At 43.4% G+C, this 20011-nt stretch carries 18 protein-coding genes; 6 read left to right on the forward strand and 12 right to left on the reverse strand.

Going from position 1 to position 20011, the window contains the following annotated elements; genetic code table 11:
* Nucleotides 1-210: 210 nt before the first annotated feature.
* On the reverse strand, nt 211-612 hold the full coding sequence (locus tag ACTWJ7_RS18230) for a VOC family protein (RefSeq protein WP_079345247.1): 402 nt from the start codon (nt 610-612) through the stop codon (nt 211-213).
* Between the two features lie 302 nt (nt 613-914).
* Here ACTWJ7_RS18230 and ACTWJ7_RS18235 point away from each other — a divergent pair, with 302 nt between their 5' ends.
* Nucleotides 915-1526, forward strand: a complete 612-nt coding sequence (locus tag ACTWJ7_RS18235) for a GNAT family N-acetyltransferase (RefSeq protein WP_079345249.1) — start codon at nt 915-917, stop codon at nt 1524-1526.
* A 421-nt stretch (nt 1527-1947) separates the two neighbouring features.
* Nucleotides 1948-3114 (forward strand): chromate transporter, encoded by a 1167-nt coding sequence (locus tag ACTWJ7_RS18240; RefSeq protein WP_443146392.1) that lies wholly within the window; start codon nt 1948-1950, stop codon nt 3112-3114.
* Here the strand turns inward: ACTWJ7_RS18240 and ACTWJ7_RS18245 are convergent.
* From ACTWJ7_RS18245 to ACTWJ7_RS18265, 5 genes are all read right to left on the reverse strand, one after another.
* On the reverse strand, nt 3111-3302 hold the full coding sequence (locus ACTWJ7_RS18245; RefSeq protein WP_443146393.1) for a hypothetical protein: 192 nt from the start codon (nt 3300-3302) through the stop codon (nt 3111-3113). The genes ACTWJ7_RS18240 and ACTWJ7_RS18245 overlap by 4 nt on opposite strands.
* Before the next feature lie 150 nt (nt 3303-3452).
* Nucleotides 3453-4022, reverse strand: a complete 570-nt coding sequence (locus tag ACTWJ7_RS18250; protein WP_301877023.1) for an alpha/beta hydrolase — start codon at nt 4020-4022, stop codon at nt 3453-3455.
* Nucleotides 3998-4282, reverse strand: coding sequence for an alpha/beta hydrolase-fold protein (locus ACTWJ7_RS18255; RefSeq protein ID WP_301877022.1), 285 nt, complete (start codon nt 4280-4282; stop codon nt 3998-4000). Before ACTWJ7_RS18255 ends, ACTWJ7_RS18250 begins: the two co-directional genes overlap by 25 nt.
* Before the next feature lie 233 nt (nt 4283-4515).
* Nucleotides 4516-5796 (reverse strand): glycoside hydrolase family 27 protein, encoded by a 1281-nt coding sequence (locus tag ACTWJ7_RS18260; protein WP_301877021.1) that lies wholly within the window; start codon nt 5794-5796, stop codon nt 4516-4518.
* A 109-nt stretch (nt 5797-5905) separates the two neighbouring features.
* The gene (locus tag ACTWJ7_RS18265; protein ID WP_079345256.1) at nt 5906-6787 is read right to left on the reverse strand and encodes an AraC family transcriptional regulator; all 882 of its coding nucleotides are present in this window, start codon (nt 6785-6787) and stop codon (nt 5906-5908) included.
* Between the two features lie 245 nt (nt 6788-7032).
* Here ACTWJ7_RS18265 and ACTWJ7_RS18270 point away from each other — a divergent pair, with 245 nt between their 5' ends.
* Nucleotides 7033-8658, forward strand: coding sequence for a helix-turn-helix domain-containing protein (locus ACTWJ7_RS18270; RefSeq protein WP_301877020.1), 1626 nt, complete (start codon nt 7033-7035; stop codon nt 8656-8658).
* Between the two features lie 22 nt (nt 8659-8680).
* Nucleotides 8681-10426, forward strand: a complete 1746-nt coding sequence (locus tag ACTWJ7_RS18275) for a cache domain-containing sensor histidine kinase (RefSeq protein WP_301877018.1) — start codon at nt 8681-8683, stop codon at nt 10424-10426.
* 72 nt (nt 10427-10498) lie between these two features.
* Here the strand turns inward: ACTWJ7_RS18275 and ACTWJ7_RS18280 are convergent, their stop codons facing one another.
* The 5 genes from ACTWJ7_RS18280 to ACTWJ7_RS18300 form a co-directional block, all read right to left on the reverse strand.
* Nucleotides 10499-11389 carry a carbohydrate ABC transporter permease gene (locus tag ACTWJ7_RS18280; protein WP_301877016.1) on the reverse strand — a complete coding sequence of 297 codons (891 nt, stop codon included), beginning with the start codon at nt 11387-11389 and terminating at the stop codon, nt 10499-10501.
* Nucleotides 11390-11404: 15 nt separating this feature from the next.
* Nucleotides 11405-12295, reverse strand: coding sequence for an ABC transporter permease (locus tag ACTWJ7_RS18285; protein WP_079345264.1), 891 nt, complete (start codon nt 12293-12295; stop codon nt 11405-11407).
* A 90-nt stretch (nt 12296-12385) separates the two neighbouring features.
* On the reverse strand, nt 12386-13990 hold the full coding sequence (locus ACTWJ7_RS18290; RefSeq protein ID WP_301877015.1) for an extracellular solute-binding protein: 1605 nt from the start codon (nt 13988-13990) through the stop codon (nt 12386-12388).
* A gap of 292 nt (nt 13991-14282) precedes the next feature.
* Nucleotides 14283-15029 carry a type I methionyl aminopeptidase gene (map, locus tag ACTWJ7_RS18295; protein ID WP_301877014.1) on the reverse strand — a complete coding sequence of 249 codons (747 nt, stop codon included), beginning with the start codon at nt 15027-15029 and terminating at the stop codon, nt 14283-14285.
* Between the two features lie 7 nt (nt 15030-15036).
* A complete protein-coding gene (locus tag ACTWJ7_RS18300; protein ID WP_301877013.1) occupies nt 15037-15606 on the reverse strand; it encodes a TetR/AcrR family transcriptional regulator in 570 nt (189 codons plus the stop codon).
* Nucleotides 15607-15893: 287 nt separating this feature from the next.
* Here ACTWJ7_RS18300 and ACTWJ7_RS18305 point away from each other — a divergent pair, with 287 nt between their 5' ends.
* A complete protein-coding gene (locus tag ACTWJ7_RS18305; RefSeq protein WP_301877011.1) occupies nt 15894-18017 on the forward strand; it encodes a 5'-nucleotidase C-terminal domain-containing protein in 2124 nt (707 codons plus the stop codon).
* 531 nt (nt 18018-18548) lie between these two features.
* A complete protein-coding gene (locus tag ACTWJ7_RS18310) occupies nt 18549-18926 on the forward strand; it encodes a hypothetical protein (protein ID WP_301877008.1) in 378 nt (125 codons plus the stop codon).
* 195 nt (nt 18927-19121) lie between these two features.
* Here ACTWJ7_RS18310 and ACTWJ7_RS18315 read toward each other — a convergent pair whose 3' ends face one another.
* Nucleotides 19122-20003 (reverse strand): LysR family transcriptional regulator, encoded by an 882-nt coding sequence (locus ACTWJ7_RS18315; protein ID WP_301877007.1) that lies wholly within the window; start codon nt 20001-20003, stop codon nt 19122-19124.
* Nucleotides 20004-20011 lie beyond the last annotated feature (8 nt).

A 20011-nucleotide genomic window follows, 5' to 3' on the forward strand; every position in this document is an offset into this window, starting at 1 on the left:
ATAACCGCACCTAATTTAGCAGAGAGCCGGCTGTAGCCATACAGCCGGTTTTTTTATGGTGAAGTAGCTACCTTTATAAAAATGTGATTCAATAAACTGCTTAAGTTCTTTAACCCGCGAATTTTTCCTTTCAAGCAACGATCTTGATTGGAATGACAGATATGAGATTACAGGGGATGTAAAAAAACGCCGGTCATCGGCGTTTTCATATCAGTGTTTCGGCATTTTGCTCTCATCCATGTACAGCAGGTTCCAGCGATGCCCGTCCAGGTCGGTAAATCCTGCGCCGTACATCCATCCGTCCATTTCGCTTGGCTTGCCAAAGATGTTTCCTCCGGCAGACTCTACTTTTTGAATAAAAGTATCTACTTCTTCTCTGCTTTCAGCACCAATGGAAAATATTACTTCTGCGCTTTGGGAAGTATCTGCGATTTTTGAACCTGTAAACTTCTCAAACGCCGCATCCGGGAACAGCAGAATCGTTGTTTGGCCTACGACAAGCTTGGCTCTCTCGTTACCCACGCTCACCGCATGGAATCCAATCTCATTGAAAAAGACAGTGGATCTCTCAACATCTTTGACTGGCAGGTTAATCCAGATCTCCTGGGACATGGCTGTAGCCTCCTGAAATATATTTTCAACTTACTCTTACTATACTTTACTTCTGGCAGTAGAAGCGATCCTTATAAATGAAACCGCAAGGTATCACATTCCTGTTAGGTAATTACCTTTTGCATGAAAAGCCTTAATGATTAAGTCTTTTTTTGTACACTTTTATCTATCATTGCTTGACGGTTCATTTAAAAATGAAGTACTGTATAATTAATTGATAGTAAAATCTATCAAATAATAAACGATAATTATATTTTTTGATATAACAGGATTAAATATTTAGTGACAGGAGTAGTGATTATATGACTAATATTTCTATTGTAAATGGAACCCCTCATTCTCTTGTGGGATCTAAACTAAATCTAATGGCGCTTGGGGATATAGCAAATACGATCGCTGGTTCGACAAATCAAAGCATCGTAGGTGCTACCTTCCATAAACTCTGGCAGTCTAAGAACAATCGATTCAGTCATGAATATGCGTATGAAGCAAAAGTGGGAGATAAAACGCTTGGAATGATTACGTGTTTGCCTGTTACCGTTATGGAGAGATTGGTCTCAGCTACGGTGAAACAACTCTTGTCATACAGAAAACTAGGCTTAATTACTTACAACCTATTGCACCCAAGAGCATTATTTTCCAATATAACACTGAAAGAAGGATTTGAAGGGGAGTTTCATATTGCAACACTTGCAGCAATGCCCGAAAGCAGAGGAATGGGCGTCGGCTCCAAACTCATTCGTTATGCGGAAGAGCAGGCTATTAAACAAGGCTATAACGTAAGTTCACTGACAGTTAAAAAAGAAAATCATCAGGCGGGAAAATTGTATGCCAGACTCGGGTATGAAATTACATCGGAAGTGAATAAACCGACGATGTCGTTGTACAGAATGGTAAAAAAACTAAAGTATTAATTAGGTTCGTGGTTAAACTTTTCAAACATATTTTTATTGGACCTAATAATGTGAAGTGTCGAGAGACACGAAGATAGTTCCGTTAAAAGTCGCTAACTTAGCGGCTTTTTCGTATTATCAGGTTAGCCAGTAATTACTGGTTAACCTGATAATACGAAATCAGCTAATGCTTGTTTTCAAGCATCTTAGGTTGGATGGATGAGTTTCTTTACATAAGTAATGTCCTCCACGAAATACTTATCTGGATAGCATGTAATATTGTAAAGTTTCTGTAAATGTGGTTTTAGGCATCGTTTTATGTGTTACCATCTGTTTTAGATAATCAAAATTGAATGACGAAAAATCAAAGATTAAATAACAATCCTTTAGAATGGAAGGAGAAAAGTAATTGGATGAAGCAATAATGAAAGAAAAAAATTTAATGAAGTCATTACTCGAAATATTAAGGGTATCGACTAGATTAGGCTTTACCTCATTTGGTGGGCCAATTGCCCATCTGGGATATTTTCATGACGAGTATATTCGAAGAAGGAAGTGGATGGACGAAAAAAGTTATGCTGACTTGGTCGCTTTATGTCAATTCTTACCGGGTCCTGCGAGTAGTCAAGTAGGGATTGGTATAGGTGTCATGCGTGCTGGAGTATTAGGTGGTATTGTTTCGTTTCTTGGTTTTACATTACCTTCAGTACTTGCCCTCATTATTTTTGCATTGATTCTCCAAGGAGTAGATGTAAGTGATGCAGGTTGGATACATGGCTTGAAACTTGTTGCTGTCGCCGTTGTTGCACATGCTGTTATAGGGATGGCTCAAAAACTAACACCGGATTTAAAACGAAAAGCAATTGCCTTGTTAGCATTAGTGATTACATTATTGTGGCAAACAGCCTACAGTCAGGTAGGAGTTATTCTTTTATCAGCAATTATTGGTTTCCTAATATATAGACACCAGAAAGACGAATCTGATGGGAAAGTTAGTTTTCCAGTAACCCGTGGATTTGCAATAGGTTGTTTAGTGTTATTTTTTGGTTTATTAATTCTTCTTCCAATACTAAGAGAAGTGACTTCTGTTCACTGGATTGCAATGTTTGACAGTTTCTATCGTTCGGGATCCCTTGTGTTTGGAGGAGGGCACGTCGTTTTACCTTTGCTTGAAAAAGAATTTGTACCCACCGGCTGGTTGAGTGAAGAAGAGTTTCTTGCCGGATATGGGGCAGCCCAAGCGGTTCCGGGACCCTTATTTACCTTTGCAGCCTACCTAGGTACGGTGATGAATGGGTGGGTTGGAGGTTTATTAGCAACAGTTGCTATATTTTTACCTGCATTTTTATTGATTATAGGAACACTTCCTTTTTGGGATAGCCTGCGTCGCAATCCAAAGGTCAAAGGTGCGTTAATGGGAGTAAATGCAGCAGTAGTTGGTATTCTAATTTCTGCTTTTTATCAGCCGATTTGGACTAGTTCTATCTTGGCACCCATTGACTTTGCTTTTGCAGCTATACTGTTTAGTATGTTGGTTTATTGGAAGTTGCCACCTTGGGTTACTGTTGTAACAGGTGCCCTTGGAGGAACCCTAATGTCACTCATTTAAAATGATTTATAAACGATTGCACTGACAACGGCTTTCGGCCGTAATCCTAGCCCGTCTCTAACCGAAGCTAGCTGATCCTTTATTTTCTGATTGGGTATCCCATCGATAAAGTTGGTCTGCACAACACCTGGCGAAATGGTCGTAACGCGTATATGATCGCCGGCTTCCTGCCGGAGACCCTCAGAAATTGCGCGTACAGCAAACTTGGAAACGGAATAAACAGCCTAGAAATGAAGAAAGAACAGAACTAGAACGATTCGGTAAGAAAGCTTCAAGAATGGTGGAGTGTTATTGTTCATTTACTGGATGGAGGTTTTTTATGTATATCGGTCCTATGACTATAGCAGCCATCGATGCACTTCAGGAAACAGCATGCCCCACATGGATTCGTGATGTGTACCATCTGGAATAACGTCAACTCGAATCTGCTTCTCAGAAACCCCTGATGCGATTAAGGTCTGGTGGGTCAATGCGACGTGCTCACAGGCAACCCGATTAAAGTCGGGATTGTCCGTTTCCAGTTCTCCAATGCTTAGATAGACGCGAAGCGCAGGAGAGAGATTCGACTCTTGAATCAATTGGATGATCCCGCCATTGTCGTGCCACATGACAAAGGAAAACCCGCCCACACGGCCAAACTGATCCGGATAGCGAATAGCCGTATACAACGACACGTAAGCACCGAATGAACTTCCCGCAATGATGGTGTGCTCTGCTTCAGCAAGCGTACGGTAGTGGCTGTCGATATAGGGTTTGAGTGTCTGCGCCAGGAAATCCGCATATGCCTCACCTTTGCCCCCGAAATTGTACTCCGTATTCATCGTAAAGTTATATTCATGATTTCGGGCGTTACCCCCATGATCGATAGCGACCACAATCACCTCTAGTGCTGGATTCTCCAGTGCCATCTGTTCCAGTGTCTCGTCGACATCCCACTCGCGTCCCCAGACGTCGCTTCATCAAACATGTTCTGTCCATCTTGCATGTAGTATACCGGGTAGCTGCGATTGCTTTCGTTATAACTCTTAGGTAAATAAATCCAAACTCTACGCTCCGTCTGCAATTGTGGAATCGGGAATGACTCGTAAATCTTCACATTGCCCGTGATGGTGTGAGTGGCTTCGTCTGTAAAAACTTCTCGCCAAGGTACAGGACTGTTATTCATCATGAAGCCTCCTAAGTCTATGTATTAACTAAAATCTTAACGCGCTGCTCCTATGAATGCAATGAACATTCTATTCTCCATAACTGCAGAAGTTCTAGCAGAAAACAGACACCGCTGACGGCTGTCAGCGGTTATTTTTTACATCTGGAAAGAAAAACTCCGGTCCAAAAAAACGATAGAGTATTTCTTTTCGCTTGCAAGACTAGCTCCGGTTACGTTTTGGGCCATGCTCGGAATTAATAAAATTGATAGAGTCGTACACCATGGGGTGGCACAGTGGCACGGAGCGAATTTTCTATAAATTCAGCAGGCACTCTGCTCCAAAGTTCAGTACCTTCAGTAATGTCGGACAGGCCGATTTCCGCAAAGTTCATTTCCAGTTGAAGCGGGTTTTCACTAATATTAAACACAGCGACATAAGAGGAACCTTCAGCGTTTTGAGCTGTCCATACAATAAGATCCTCTTTCCGCAACGCTTCTCTGGCTCCATAACTCTCTCGGTGCATACGAAGAACCTCACGGTTGGTCAGCAGTGACAGTGTCCAGTCGTCATTGTCCCGCAGTTCACCACCGAAGATGAGCGGGGAACGGAAAATACTCCACAGTGACATCATAGTCAACTGTTCATCAGGCGTGAATCGGGTCCAACGATCTGCTCCACCGCCATCTACAGAACGAATCCCAATATGCCCCAGAGGAAGCATATCACAGTCCGGCCAGCATCCTGCCTGGGGGACGCCCTGCCATGTCCGGCAGCGGTCGAACATATCCAGCAACAGCGGCCAAAGATCCCAGAAGTCATCTGTAACTCGCCACATATTGGCATGTTCAGCAAAAAAATCCGAGTGTTCTACCGGGGCTGGTCCTGGAGAAAGACTCAGTACCATAGGGCGGCCGGAACGCTCAATCGCTTTGGAGATCATTTCAATCTCCGGTTGATGAGTTGCGTATAGTCTGGAAGCGGCAATGTCGTCCACCTTCACCAGATCAACGCCCCATTGAGCGTAAAGTTCAAAGAGAGAATTGTAATAAGCCTGTGCTCCTTCTTTTGAAGAATCCACACCGTACATATCCGTATTCCATGGACAGATAGAGTTCGTATGAGCAATTTCGCGTGCAGTTGCTGTAGAGCCCAGGATTGGGGTAGCAGCGTGGACAGCTTGACGCGGAATGCCGCGCATGATATGAATGCCAAATTGAAGTCCTAGGCTATGTACGTAATCAGCTAATGGCTTAAACCCTTTTCCACCTGCAGCAGAAGGAAACCGGTTCTCCGCAGGCAAAAGACGGGAATATTCATCCATTATCAGCGGAACGAATGGACGGTATTGCGAAGAATTTGCATGGGGTTCGCACCATTGAATATCGACAGTGATGTAGCTCCAGCCAAAGTCTTTGAGATGTTCTGCCATATATTCCGCGTTGCCACGGATTTCCTCTTCGGTTACAGCCGCGCCATAGCAATCCCAACTGTTCCAGCCAAGAGGCGGTGTTGATGCCGCAAGTATATGCTTCATGGTAATACTCCTTTACTGATTAATTATTGCTCTTACTAATTTCATCATAGTATAGGAGTTTATTAATAATCCACAGTAATCTTGAAGGACCAATAGCACAATATTGCGGTTAGTCGAAGAACAGTTTACGATAAGCAAGACTTTCTCCGCCACTTCGGAATTCACCCGGTGTAAGACCGGTTAAGTTACGGAATGCTTTGATAAAATAGCTTCCGCTGGAGTAACCAACGCGTTCGGCGATAGATTCAACACTAAGGGGCGTCCCGCGAAGCAGTTCCATAGCCTTTTCGATCCGTATGCGAGTTAGATAAGCTCCTGGTGTCAAGCCCATGCTGGATGAGAAGCGACGTATAAAGTGATATTTGGATAGGGAAACGTGCTCAGAAAGTTGATCCATGCTGATCATCCTGGAATAATTTTGCTCTATAAATTCGGCTGCACGTTGTATATTCTCCGACCAGTTCTCCCTGTTCCGTAGGTTGGTTTTCTGTAATCTGACCAGTTCTGTCATGAACTGATAGACGCAAGATGAAGCGATCAGAGGATCTGTGATCCTGCCTGCTGCCGCATCAGCCACAATCATCCGCAGCAATCGGACTGGTGCACCATCAATGGGAAGATAGGGGACTTCTCCTGCTTCACGAAGGTACTTTTGCCAATGGGGCAGAATCAGATTGGGGCGAAATAGCAGGAACAGGAATTCCCACGGCTCTTTCGATTTTGAGTGATAATAATAGCGGTGCGGGCCTGGAATTTCGGCCAAAAAAGCTTGTCCTGTGGTGACACGGTGAATTTCACCTTTCGACTCAAATACACCTTCGCCAGAGGTCGTGTACTGGAATAACAGAAGTGGGCCATCCGTACGCTCCAATCCATCCCAGCGATAAGAAGGATCGGTTATAGAATCACATCCGGCTGCAAACAAAACACACAGCTGGAGCTCTTTATCTTCGGCAAACCGAAACCCGTATGTACCTTTGGGAATGTTCATAGACGTCCTCCTGGCCGTAGTAAATATGAATAGTGGTCAAGTTATGTATAATCTAAACTTAAAATTAAAGGGTGTTCTTTGAAGCCGTTCTCTATTAATATTGTATAAAACTTAGGAATTAGTTTTTATTATATGAAATATTAGCAGCTTGCTCAATGAATTGAGAGACGGAAACAAGCCAGATTTGTTTAGGGTAACGTGGGAAGGATAAGAACAAGTATACGACTAACTAAATCGGGGATTTCATGTACAAACTGATGATCGTAGATGATGAATTACTCATGCGTGTTGGAATTCGTTCCATGCTGAATTGGGAAGAGCACAATTTCTATGTTGTTGGTGAAGCGGGGAATGGAAAAGAGGCATTGGAGCTTGCGCTTGAAGTGACTCCCGATCTAATCATTACGGATATTAAGATGCCGATTATGGATGGGCTGCAGCTTATACAAGAGTCCTCCGGGGTACTGAAAACCTGTAAGTATGTCATCCTAAGTAATTTTGACGAATTTGATTATGTGAAAACAGCACTAAAACTAGGCGCCACTGACTACTTGATTAAAAGCGAGATTACAGAAACCTCCCTTATCGAACTCTTGACTACCATTGAACAGAAACTGCAAAGCGAACATGTTAACCCGACAAACATCCCCACTATGGCACAAGATTACTCGAAGAGCCTGAGGCATCTAAAGGATAGCTTCTTTCAAGATGTTGTAAGCGGATTCATAAATGAAAAGGACATCGTCACCAAAGCTGAGGAGCTGCATTTTCGTATAAGATCGGATCAGCTGGTTGTTATCAAGTTCATTGTGAACTATTACGAAGATGCGAAGAGGAAGTATGTGGAGAAGGGGGAGAAACTACTCCGATTTTCTATTCTTAATATTATGGAAGAAATCATTCCATCGAAATGGGAGAAAGAAATTTTCGTTGAGAATTCGTCTGAGTATTGGGTTATAGTCAATGTACTTCCTGAGAGTAAATCTGTGCATGCGGACTTAAATAAACTATGTAATAAGCTTCTGTCTTCAATCAGGGATTTTATGAACCTGTCGCTTACAGCGGGTGTAAGTACAATCGTTTCCGGTTTTCAATGTATTAGAAAGGCTTGCCAAGAAGCCGAGTCCGCCTTAAGACAGGGTTTCTTCACAGGCTGCAACCAGATCCTGTACTACGAGGATGTAATTCGGGCTCCAGCTCGGAAAGAAGTGAATGGGATGCTGAACTCGGAGCAGGAACGAGATTTTCTGAAATTATGGATAAGTAAAGACAACAAAAAGGCGGAGGATTTCCTTGAAGGAATTCGTTCTGAACTGGAGACGCTACGAGCGGATGAGAACAGTATTCGCAGGCAGTATATCATGGTGTTGGAAACAATACACTCCCATGTGTCACGGGCTACAGAAAGAGCCAAGCCTTCCTTTACCGAGAAATCTCCTTATGAAATCGTTCTGAAGGGTGAGTATTGGGAGGATATTCATCAAGATATCCTGGCTCATATTGCGTACTACTTTAAAACGGATTCTCAGTTTATGCAGGAGCTTACCTACACAGATCTGGCCACTGAGTTAATCGATAAATATTATGCCGAGGATATTTCGTTGCAAAGCATTGCTAGCCAAATTAATGTCAATCCCTCGTATCTCAGCCGATTGTTCAAGCAGGATAAGGGAGAGAATTTTATCTCTTACTTGACACGAGTTCGGATTGAACATGCGAAGGCCTACCTAATGAGCAGGGAATTGAGAGTATATGAAATTGCAGATAAAGTGGGTTATCATAACTACACCTATTTTAGCAAGATTTTCAAGAAAACGGTGGGCCACACTCCAGAGGAATATCGAGAACGACTGCAGCAGGGATCCATGTAATTCATGAATAGAGGTGCATCCTATGAGGCATACCCAACTCTTTCGAATCCAGTACAAAATCATGGTGATATGTATAACGGTCATTATACTTCCGGTATTTGTAATGACGATCAATTCGTATTACTCCTCTGAACGGTTATTGGCACAGAATTATACGAAGCTGCTCAGCGATCTGGCCAAGCAGACGAACATTCGCATTGACGAGTTTCTAAAAGAGATTGAAAAAATCTCGCTGCTGGCCAGCAATGGACTGAGCAACAACCTGTCTGCAACACATGAGGGAAGCTTTCCGATCCAGGATTTCCTCCGCGATGGTGATGAACAGCATGAGATTGCTGCATACAATATTCTGATGAATTATATCATGATGAAAGATCGCGTATTCTCCATCTACCTCTACAATTTGAACGGGGGACAAGATCTGTTTGTCAGTCCTAACCAACCTATTGACCCAAACTTTAAAGTAGCGAACGAATTATGGTTTAAAAAGTTCTTGCATGATGAAGATCGAACCATCACGTTGACAACCCGAATAGATGAGCAACTGGAGAATAAAATTCTGGCAGTCTCGCATGCTCGGAAAATTCATGATGTGTCTAGCGGGAAACTGCTTGGCGTGATCGTCGTCAGTATTGATATAAAATTTATTGAAATCGTCAATCGCAACTTACAGGAGGGGCTACGTTCCAGATTCATGATCATCGATGAGAATGACAAGATTGTATATAACGTGAATGACCGATTAATCGGCACGCTGTTCCGGGACAACGTTCGTCCACCTGAATCATTGAATGTCGTGGTGACCAATCCTCTTAGTCAGCAAAAATGGACAACTTATTTATACATGCCTTTGGATGAGCTGACTGCCGACGGCAAAATATTGGGTCGTAATCTGGTGACGCTGGCTATTGTTATAATTCTTTTTGCTGCCGTAATATCCATATTTCTATCTCATGTCATCACAACCCCCATTAAGAAGTTCCTGCGTAACATCGCTTTGGTCGAAAAGGGGCAGTTTGAACAAGTGCAGCATATTCGCTCACGAGACGAAATAGGCCACTTATCGATTCGATTTAACAAGATGTCGCATGAATTGAAGCGGATGGTCGAACGTATGCAGCAGGAAGAAATAGAAAAAGCCAAAGCTGAGATGCGAGCACTCCATGATCAGATCAAACCTCATTTTTTGTATAACACACTTGGATCGGTGAAATGGATTGCGTCCATGCAACAGGCTGACAAAATCGTGGAAATGACAGATGCACTCATCTCGATGCTTCGCTATGCGACAAGATCCGATGGAACCCTCGTTACGATTCGTGAGGAGATCGATAATATAGCGAATTACATAACGATACAGAATGTCAGGTACTATGATTGTATTCAGATGAGATATGAGATTGAGGATAGCCTGATGGATTATCGTATGCCCAAAATGATCCTTCAGCCCCTTGTAGAGAACGCGATTTTTCATGGTCTGGCCGAACTCGAGGAAGGCGGAGTCATTACCATTCGGATTCAACCGAAGGGCAGTGATATTACGATCGAAGTCCGCGATAATGGGGTTGGTATGGATCATCATATGATTCTGAACTTGAGGGAAGATAAGCTTGAAGCAGGCACCGGAACCACAGGAATCGGTCTGCATAATGTGCAGCGGCGCATTCAGCTTCATTTTGGCAAGCCCTATGGAATAGATGTAGATAGTCAGATTGGAGAAGGTACGGTCTTCACCATTCTGCTACCTGTTATATCTGATACAAAGTAGTATTGTGCTTGGGGTAACATGAGGTGAACACACCCAAAAAAGGCTTGCAGTTTGGACTGCAAGCCTTTTGCGTTATCCTTTAACGCTACCGAGTACCAAGCCCTTGGTGAAATATTTTTGCAGGAACGGATACACGAGCAAAATCGGAATGGCACCCAAGAACATTTGAGCGGCGCGACCAGTTCTGGCATTCATCATGGATAGTAGTTGAGTATAGTCGGATCCAGATTTCAGCATGATTTGCTCAAAGCTCTGCAGGAGGGTCTGTAGGTAACTTTGTAATGGATAATTGGCTGGATTGTTCATATAGATAATACCATCGAACCATGAATTCCAATGGCCGACGATACTGAACAAACCGACAGTTGCAAGAGCGGGCTTGAGGAGCGGGAGTAAAATACGAAGCAATACCTGTACAGGCCCGGCACCATCGATAATCGCTGATTCTTCAATTTCCTCTGGCAAGCCCCTAATGAAATTCATTAGAATAATCATACTAAATACGGGGAGAGCTCCAGGCAGGATCAGAGACCAGATCGAATCAATCAGCCCCATTTTGACTACTACGAGATAGGTTGGAATCAATCCTCCACTAAATAACATCGTGACTATGAAAAATCCCATATAGATATTACGGCCCATCAATTTTTGTTTTGATTTGGAAAGTGGATAAGCCGTGAGCACGATTAAAACAAGATTGACCAATGTTCCGAGAACGGTTCTTTGAATGGCAACCCAGAGAGAAGAAAAAAATGACCCTCCAGTTAAGGCAAATTCATAGGCCTTGGTCGTGAACTCAATGGGCCAGAAGGTTACACTACCAGCAGATACAGCAGCACTGCTGCTGAACGAAACAGCCAACAGGTTGATAAACGGCAGGATACACAGGAGAGAGATTAGAAGCAATATCGTGTAGTTTAGGATATGGAACAAACGCCTGCTCATACTTTTATCATAGATCATAAAGATAGTTCCTCCTTAGAAGATGCGATAGCCGGCTACCCTGTAGGCCAGAACGTACGATACGGCAACCAGAACACTGGAAATGATGGATTTGAATAATCCGACAGCCGTACCAATCGAATACTGTGCCTGCTGAATTCCCAGACGGTATACATAGGTATCAATGATATCACCGGTTTGATAGACGACAGGGGAGTAGAGATTATAGATTTGGTCAAAGCCTGCATTGAGCACGTTACCAAGAGACAACACAGTCATTAAGACAATCGTTGGCATGAGCAGAGGTAGGGTAATGTAAATGGTCTGCTTCCAGCGTTTGGCTCCGTCAATCACCGCGGCCTCATAAAGTCCAGGGTCAATGCTGGTCAGGGCTGCCAGGTAAACAACCGTGCCAAATCCGAAGCCCTTCCAGATATCACTGACGATCATGGTCCATGGGAATATGGATGGTGTGCCAAGAAAGGAAATAGGTGCAATCCCGAATACGCCCAGAAATGTGTTGATGATGCCATCGGAGCTAAGGATGTCCAGCATGATCCCAGCCATAATGACCCAAGACAGGAAATTCGGAATATATACCAGAGTTTGGAATGTACGTTTAACTCCGCTATTCAGTACTTCGTTAAGGAGTAATGCGAATATAACGGGCACGATAATGCCTCCGATAATCTTGAAGACGGACATGTATAAGGTGTTCCAGATCGTCCTTACGAAGTTCGGCTGACTAAATACGTGTGAAAAATTGTCCCATCCTACCCATGGTGAGTTGAAGCCGAGACCCGGATTGTATTTCTGAAACGCAATAATAAGTCCATAAAAAGGGATGTAGCTGAAGATGAAGACCAATACGAGGCTTGGGACCAACATTAAATGGTAGGGACTCTGCTGCTTCCACTTTTTCAGCATTCCTGTTCCTCCTCCGTTCTTGGTTTAATAGGTGTGTAACCGTTGCCAAAAAGGGGGAGAATAACTCATCCCCTCTTGACAACAGCATTCTTATTTTCCGTAGGCGTCATTGACTGCCTGGGTTGCTTCATCACCCCCTGCTGCTCGCCAGTTCTGGACGACAACATCGAAATAATCGATACTTTCGCTACCCATAATGATCTTGGTGAAGCCTTCCGTCAGGATGTCATCCAAGGTTGTGCCATAGCTCGACAGTACCTCCGGTGTAACACCCCATAGGGCTGTCTTCGTGTAGTTCTCACTGTCGAGCACTTTTTTAGCAAGACTATAGGCATTCTTTGGAGCTCCTTGCTGCAAATAATCACCGACTGCTCCTGGTGTTGCATTCTCCATGAATTCAACACTGTTGTTGTATTTTTGCCACATTCCCGAAGTCGTAAGTCCACTGGTATCCTTGGATTGAAGAGCGGCTGACACAGCCTCAAATTGCTCGTAGTCGGAATTCGGATTAAGTACACGGAACGCTCCGACCACATGGGCAATATCATTGTCCAGCAGAGCGGATAGCGTTTCTGGGGATTCCTTGCCATTGCCTTCATCAACGATATAAGCATAGTCGTTCAAAATTTTTATCACTTCTTGCGGGCTTTTGAATCCTTTTTTCATGACGATATAATTGTTGTTGGCAAAAAAGATGGACTGTTTAGCTTCCTTTCCATCGATGGTAGGGATGATATAAGGGTAGAAGATGGCATCCTTACCCAGATTGGATACCGTATCGACTCCCGGATTATAACCCCACCACTGGTAATAAGGCTGTATCCCAACCTTGCCGGCTACGATATCGGCATTCATTGCATTAAAGTCTTTGATTGCGAATTCCGGATCAATGATGCCTCGCTTGTACCATTCTGACCATTCAGCCAGCGCATTCTTCATCTCAGGCTGCACTGAGCCGTACACCAGTTTTCCACTGGTATCCTCCATCCACAGATCTGGATGCGCATTCCACGCAATAGCGAGCAGATTGAGATAATCCAACGACTGGTCAACCGCAATACCATAACCGCCATGCTTTTCCATGAATTTCAGTGCGATATTCTTGATGTCTTCCACAGATTTCGGATCCTGGAGCGCCAGTTCTTCTTTCCAATCGTTCCGAATCCAGATGAAGTCTGGTTGTTCAATCAATCCCCAGTGCATCTGTGGTATTCCGTACAGCTTACCGTCTTTTTTTCCTGACTCATAACTGTCCGCATCCGCTTCCATGTAACCCTTGAGACGATCTGAAGCGTTTTGCTCAAAGACATCGGTCAGATCCATCACCATATCCGCTTCGACCAACTGCCTTAATTGGGATGGATTCACCCTGAATACATCCGGAAGATCGTTCGATGCTATAGCCAAATTCAATTTGGTATCGTACTCATCGCTGACCCAGTCTGTTTTGACATCGATATTAAACTTCTCTTTATATCGCTTAATCCACACATTATTTGTGATATCGTCGCCCTTTGGATATTTCGCAGAAGTGTATTCAGATGTCACCGTGTGAATGGTAGTTGTTCCGCCCTCGTTGCCATTCGGGTCTGTATTGGTTGAACTTTGCTCGGTGCTGCTTCCATTTGTACAGGCTGCGAGTAATAAGGTCGACATGAATAATGACAACACTAAAGTTTTGGTTTTCTTGTTCATATTACTTCCCCCTTTTTCGCGATAGTTTAATATCAATAGCTTGAAAATAGTGTAAACGAGAAAGGGGACACGTGATATAAAAGTTATTGACCAGAACCAGTACGTTTTTTGACTTTTTGATTGAATGAGGTGAGTTGGAAAAAGAAGAACGTGCACTTTTTTTACTTTCAATAAATCTTTTTTGACTACGTTTGTGCCAAGCGGAAGCTAATTCCGAAGAATACGAAAAAAAGAAGTCGACCATTTGGGTGGTCGGCTTCTAATTCATTTTTATTGTTATAAGAAACTATTCTTATTGCGCGGTCAGAATTTGTGGACCGTCAGCCGTGATGGCGATCGTATGCTCGTATTGGGCTGCGAGCTTGTTGTCCATCGTCCGTGCGGTCCAGCCGTCCGCATCGATTGTCATGAAGTAGGTGCCTTCGGTGATCATCGGCTCAATTGTGAACACCATACCTTCCTTGAGACGTACGCCCTTTCCGGGCTTGCCGACATGCATATACGTCGGCTCCTCGTGCAGGTCACGGCCGATGCCATGGGCGAGAAGGTCACGCACAACGCCAAAGCCGTGTGATTCTGCATGCCGCTGAATCGTGCTTGTCACGTCGCCGAGACGATTTCCAGACCGCGCCTGCTCGATACCCAGATCAAGACATTCCTTCGTGACGCGCATCAACTTCTCGGCCGTGGGCGAGATCTGTCCGACCGCATAGCTCCAGGCCGAATCGCCGAGCCAGCCGTCGAGCTCCGCGACCGTGTCGATCGTCACGATATCACCTTCCACAAGTGGCTTATTGTTAGGAAAGCCATGCGCGATCACGTCGTTAACGGATGCGCAGGTCGCATAAGGATAGCCTCTGTAGCCCTTCTCGTATGGCTTGGCGCCGTGCTTCAAAATAATCTCCTCAAATATGCGCTCAATTTCGTTCGTTGTGATGCCCGGTTTGATGAGTGGGGCAATGGTACGATGGCATTCAGCCACCACTTGGCATGCCTTGCGGATGGATTCAATTTCATGCTTGCTTTTTAAGATAATCATGTTCGTATCAGGTCTCCTTCGTAATAGCTTGCATAGCGAGTCGGGCGATTCGATCGACGTCCAGGTCAGAATTGCCCGCATAGTAGTACATCCCATAACAGCCGATTAGCACAGCAAGCATATGGTCGATGCTGTCGTCTTCGCACTGGGCAATCGATTGGAGTGGAACGTACAGCCGTTCCGTAAATCGTTTCTTGACGTGGTGTCGATCCTTCTCAGGCAAGCCTGTAAAATGTTCCGATGCCATTTTGTAGACGAGATATGCGCGGGCGTCTAACTGCCACAGCTGCAGCAGCGATTTACAATACGTTAATAACTGCCTGTCACCGATCTTTGCCCATTTCACAATAACTTGTTCGCATCGCTCGAAGCCGCTTCCCAACACATCTTCTATTAATAAATGCCGGTTGGGATAATAATGGTACACTGTGCCGTAACCAAGCCCTGCCTCGCGCGCAACATCCCGAATATCAAAGCTGCCGCCCGTACGAAAGTAGGAGCGAGCGGCGACATCCAGGATCTGTTCTCTGCGTTGTATACGTATGAGTTCATTTTGTTCTTTGGTACGCGGGCACATGGTGTGAGAACCTCCTTGTTTTTTTAGACCTGCAAATATGTCGATAAAAAGATAATAACGCATGGGGAGGAGAAATGCAAAAGATCTGTTGGTGTTTGATGAAAGGCTTTACTGTATTCCGGAAGGACTCTAGTACTAAGTTTGGTGCAGAGCCAGATATTGATATGTTTCTTCTCTATAAAATTTTTCAACTTTTTTACATAGATTTGATATATTCTATGATTTTAATGTATTTACTTATGTTAAAATATCTCAGGAACGAAAATTCGAGAGGGGTTTTATAACTCATGTCATGGAAGAAACAAGTAGGTAAAAGTACGATCCGTGTAGCCACTGCTGCACTATTACTTTCCCAACTGTTAGGCGCAGTAGGTCCTGTCTCTGCTGCAAGTACAGATGTAGAAGTACACTTAATCGGAATCAACGACCTGCATGGTCAGTTAGATACGACTTCGGTGATTAGTGATAAAAAGGCGGGATCTGCTCCAATTCTTGCAACTTATCTAAAAGAAGCTCAAGCAAAATATGAACATTCCCTACTCTTCCATAATGGAGACTCTGTCGGTGCATCTGCTCCAGTTTCATCTCTGGATCGTGACGAGCCTACGATGGAATGGATGAATATGATGGGCTTTGATGTAGCTTCACTGGGCAATCATGAATTCGACCAAGGTATCGCTGCATTAAAAGCACAAATCTTTGGTGGTCTTGATCCAAAAGAAGGCAAGGTTACTCATGCTGGTGCAAAATTTGATTATGTCAATGCAAACGTCATTGAAACCTCCACCGGCAAAACATTGATTAAGCCATACGTAATTAAAGAATTGGGCGGAGTCAAAATTGGATTTATCGGATTAGTGACGAAGGCTACACCTGCTAAAGTATCCCCATCTGGTACAGCAGGCGTACGTTTCCTAAGCGCAGAAGAAGAAGTTGAAGCAGTTAATAAATATGCAAAAGAATTGCAAGATCAAGGTGTAGAAACGATCGTTGTCTTGGCGCATGATCCAGCAACAACCAAAGAAGGCGTAACAACTGGCGAAGCGGCTGACCTGGCAAAAGCTTTACCAGCAAATTCCCCTGTTGACGTTATCGTTGCAGGTGACAATCACGCTTTAGCTAACGGTGAAGTGAACGGAAAATTGATCGTTCAGGCTTATTCATATGGTACAGCATTTGAAGATATCAAGCTGATGATTGACCCTGCTACCGGGGATGTAACTGAGAAATCAGCTACCATTACAACAACTTTCCAAGAGGGTGTAAAAGAAGACCCTGAATCTTTAGCTATTATTAAAAAATCATTAGACAAGCACCCTGAGCTGACTAAACCAGTAGGTACAACGGATGGTTCTGTAACACGTACAGATGCTTATAATAACGAAGCCGCTCTTGGCAACCTCATTGCAGATTCAATGCGTGAAGCAGACTTTGGTGATAAGGCAAGTGCTGCTGACTTTGCATTTATGAATCCAGGTGGTATTCGTGCGGATCTGCCAAAAGGCGATGTGACCTTTGCTGATCTTGCTAAAATCCAACCTTTTGGCAATACTCTGGTGAAACTGGAGTTGACTGGTGAACAAATTAAAACTTTGTTGCAGCAACAATGGGGAACCAATGCTGACGGTACACCAAACACCAAAACTCTACAGATCTCTGGTCTGAAATATACTGCAGACTTCAATAAGCCTGTTGCAGAACGTGTTACTGGCCTCACTCTCGAAGATGGCACATCTATTGATCCTGCAAAAACATATACGGCTGTCGTTAACAACTTTATGGCCGCAGGTGGAGATAACTATAAGGTGCTAGTGGATGCTAAATCATCTTTAGCAGGTCCTATCGATCTGGATGTATTCTACCAGTACATTGTAGATACGTATAAAGGCGGCGCTATTCAAGCTAAAACAGAAGGACGTATCACGAATCTGGCTGCACCTACAGAGCAAACAGAAACACCTGCAACAACAGAATTCATTTCCCGTGCTGAATTTGTAAGTGCTCTAGTAGACCTGTTGAAACTTAACGAAGTAGCTACAGCACCTGCATTCAAGGATGTTGCTGCTAACGCTGCATATGCAGATGCAATCGCTGAAGCTACTCATGCTGGTTTCATTCAAGGCTACGGTGGTAACTTCAATCCTGATCGTGAGATCACTCGTGAAGAAGCTGCTACCATTCTTGCTAAATTGTTAAAAGATCAAGCTTCTGATAAAAATGCGGCTGCGATCATTGCAGGTTATGAAGATGGGAAAACCGTTTCTACCTATGCGGTTAAATCTATGGCAAAACTGATTGACAAAGGTATTTTCAGTGCAGCAGAGAAAAACCTGCTTCAGCCAAAACAAGGACTTTCTAATAACGATGCAAAAGCTTTGATTCAAAAAGCTGTTGCAGCAAAGGCTTCATAATTTAGAAATTATTCAAACCTTATATTAAAACAGGAAAAACACATTCTTTTTGGTGAATAAGCTTTCTCCTATAGATAAACCTCAACTCATGAAAAGGTTTATCCAGGAGCATGCAATATACCAAATTAGAATGTGTTTTTTCATTGCTTACATGAATATAGCTAATCTATGGTTAGTGCTACTTTTATTTTGCACTGAGATTCAAAGGTATTAAACGATACATATCCGTAGTTATAAGACTTTTTTGGATACGAGGACCCGGAAGCCATTATCAACGACCAGTACAGCGAGATTAAGCGTAGATCATGGACGGGAACGACCGTATTGGCTTTATGGGGCCGCAAGATGTTGAGATTGGCACAAGTAATTCTCACTTGCTCCGCTACGGTCCTAGTATTTAATCAATAGTAAAAATAGTGGGAAACAGAGCAGAGAGCTTGGACGAGAAACCGTAAGCACGAACTACTGTTAACAGATTATATATTTGGTTATGCAAGATGTCATTACATGATCAGAAAGGGTCTATTACTCATGAATAATACGAAGGCAACGGACTCACATCAACCTGCTGCTGTTCGTTTGATCCAAATACTTATATATCTTGCCGCCGTTTTCAATGTAATCAATGGATTATATTCATTTGGCAGCCCCGATTCTCTAAAGAAATGGATAAGTATTACGATGATTGCTACGGGGGTAGCTGCGGCATATGTTGGTTTTCGAATGCAAAACCCTTCAGCGACAGGACGAACAACTGCTATTGTAATATCAGTCATCATGATTGTATTACGCTTGATTGAATTTGCAGTCTGGCTTAATGTCGGATTTATCATAGGGGTCATTCTTCCTGTGTTCGTAATCTGGAGGCTGAGCACTCAAGAGGCCAAAACGTGGTTTGAAAAAGAATAACAGGTGTCATGTAGAGAATCGACTGAGGATGGTTCTCTTTTTGTTTTATCGTTAAAAGTTCGTGTTGCGTACCGAGGAAAGCACTTGTAGGGATCGCAAAAAAGGCAAAAACGCCCGCTAATTCATTTTTACCCTAGCAGCCTATGGGACAAGAATAGCGTGGAGTATAGCCACATTTAGTATCGATAATGAATATTACGAAGGATAGGTTTCCTTTATAAATTGGATAAAGTGTGCAGTAGCCGAACTAAAAATCTTATTTCTTTTCCAAGCGATGACATGAGTCGTTATTCGTTCAGGTTCAAAAGGAACAAAACAAGTACTATTACTTTCCCGGATTGTATATGCTCCACTCACACAGATGGCATATCCAAGTTTCCTTTCCACCAACAGCATCGCATTCGTCAATAAATTATGGGATGCATAGATACAAAGGCTATCATTCTCAACACCAAGCCAGCTTGTAATTTCGTTTTGTACAATTGTACGTCGGGGTATAATCAAGGGCAAGGAAAGGATGTCTTGGATACGAACATATTTTTTCTGGGCAAGAGCATCATCACGTCTCATCAGAACTCCCCACTTTTCCTGATGAGGCAATCGAATATAGTCATATTTTGCTGTTTCAATCGGTTCCAGTAATATGCCGATATCTATATTTCCCCGGTCAAGTTTCTCCCGAATGTCATCTCCGTCTGCACTATATAATTCATATTGTACCCTAGGGTGTTGATTAAAAAATTCCTCTAACAGCTCTGGCAAAGCTCGGGATACAGTGGACTCTACACAACCAATAGAAACAATTCCACCAATCATATCTTTTTGTTCCACCAGATCTCTTTCTGTCTTGTCCAAGAGGGAAACAATTTCTTTTACTCTTTGCTGAAACAAAAGTCCGCTATTTGTTAGTGTGATCTGTCTCTTGCCACGTACAAATAAACGAGTACCCAATTCTTCTTCAAGATCCATAAGCTGCCTGCTTAGAGTTGGCTGTGTAATATGAAGGATTTCTGCTGCTTTTGTTATGTTACCAACGTTAGCCACCGTTAAAAAATACTTAAACACACGAATATCCAATTCATATC

Origin of the sequence: Paenibacillus sp. 1A_MP2, from assembly GCF_052244825.1 — a bacterium.
In the GTDB taxonomy this organism is placed as follows: domain Bacteria; phylum Bacillota; class Bacilli; order Paenibacillales; family Paenibacillaceae; genus Paenibacillus; species Paenibacillus vandeheii.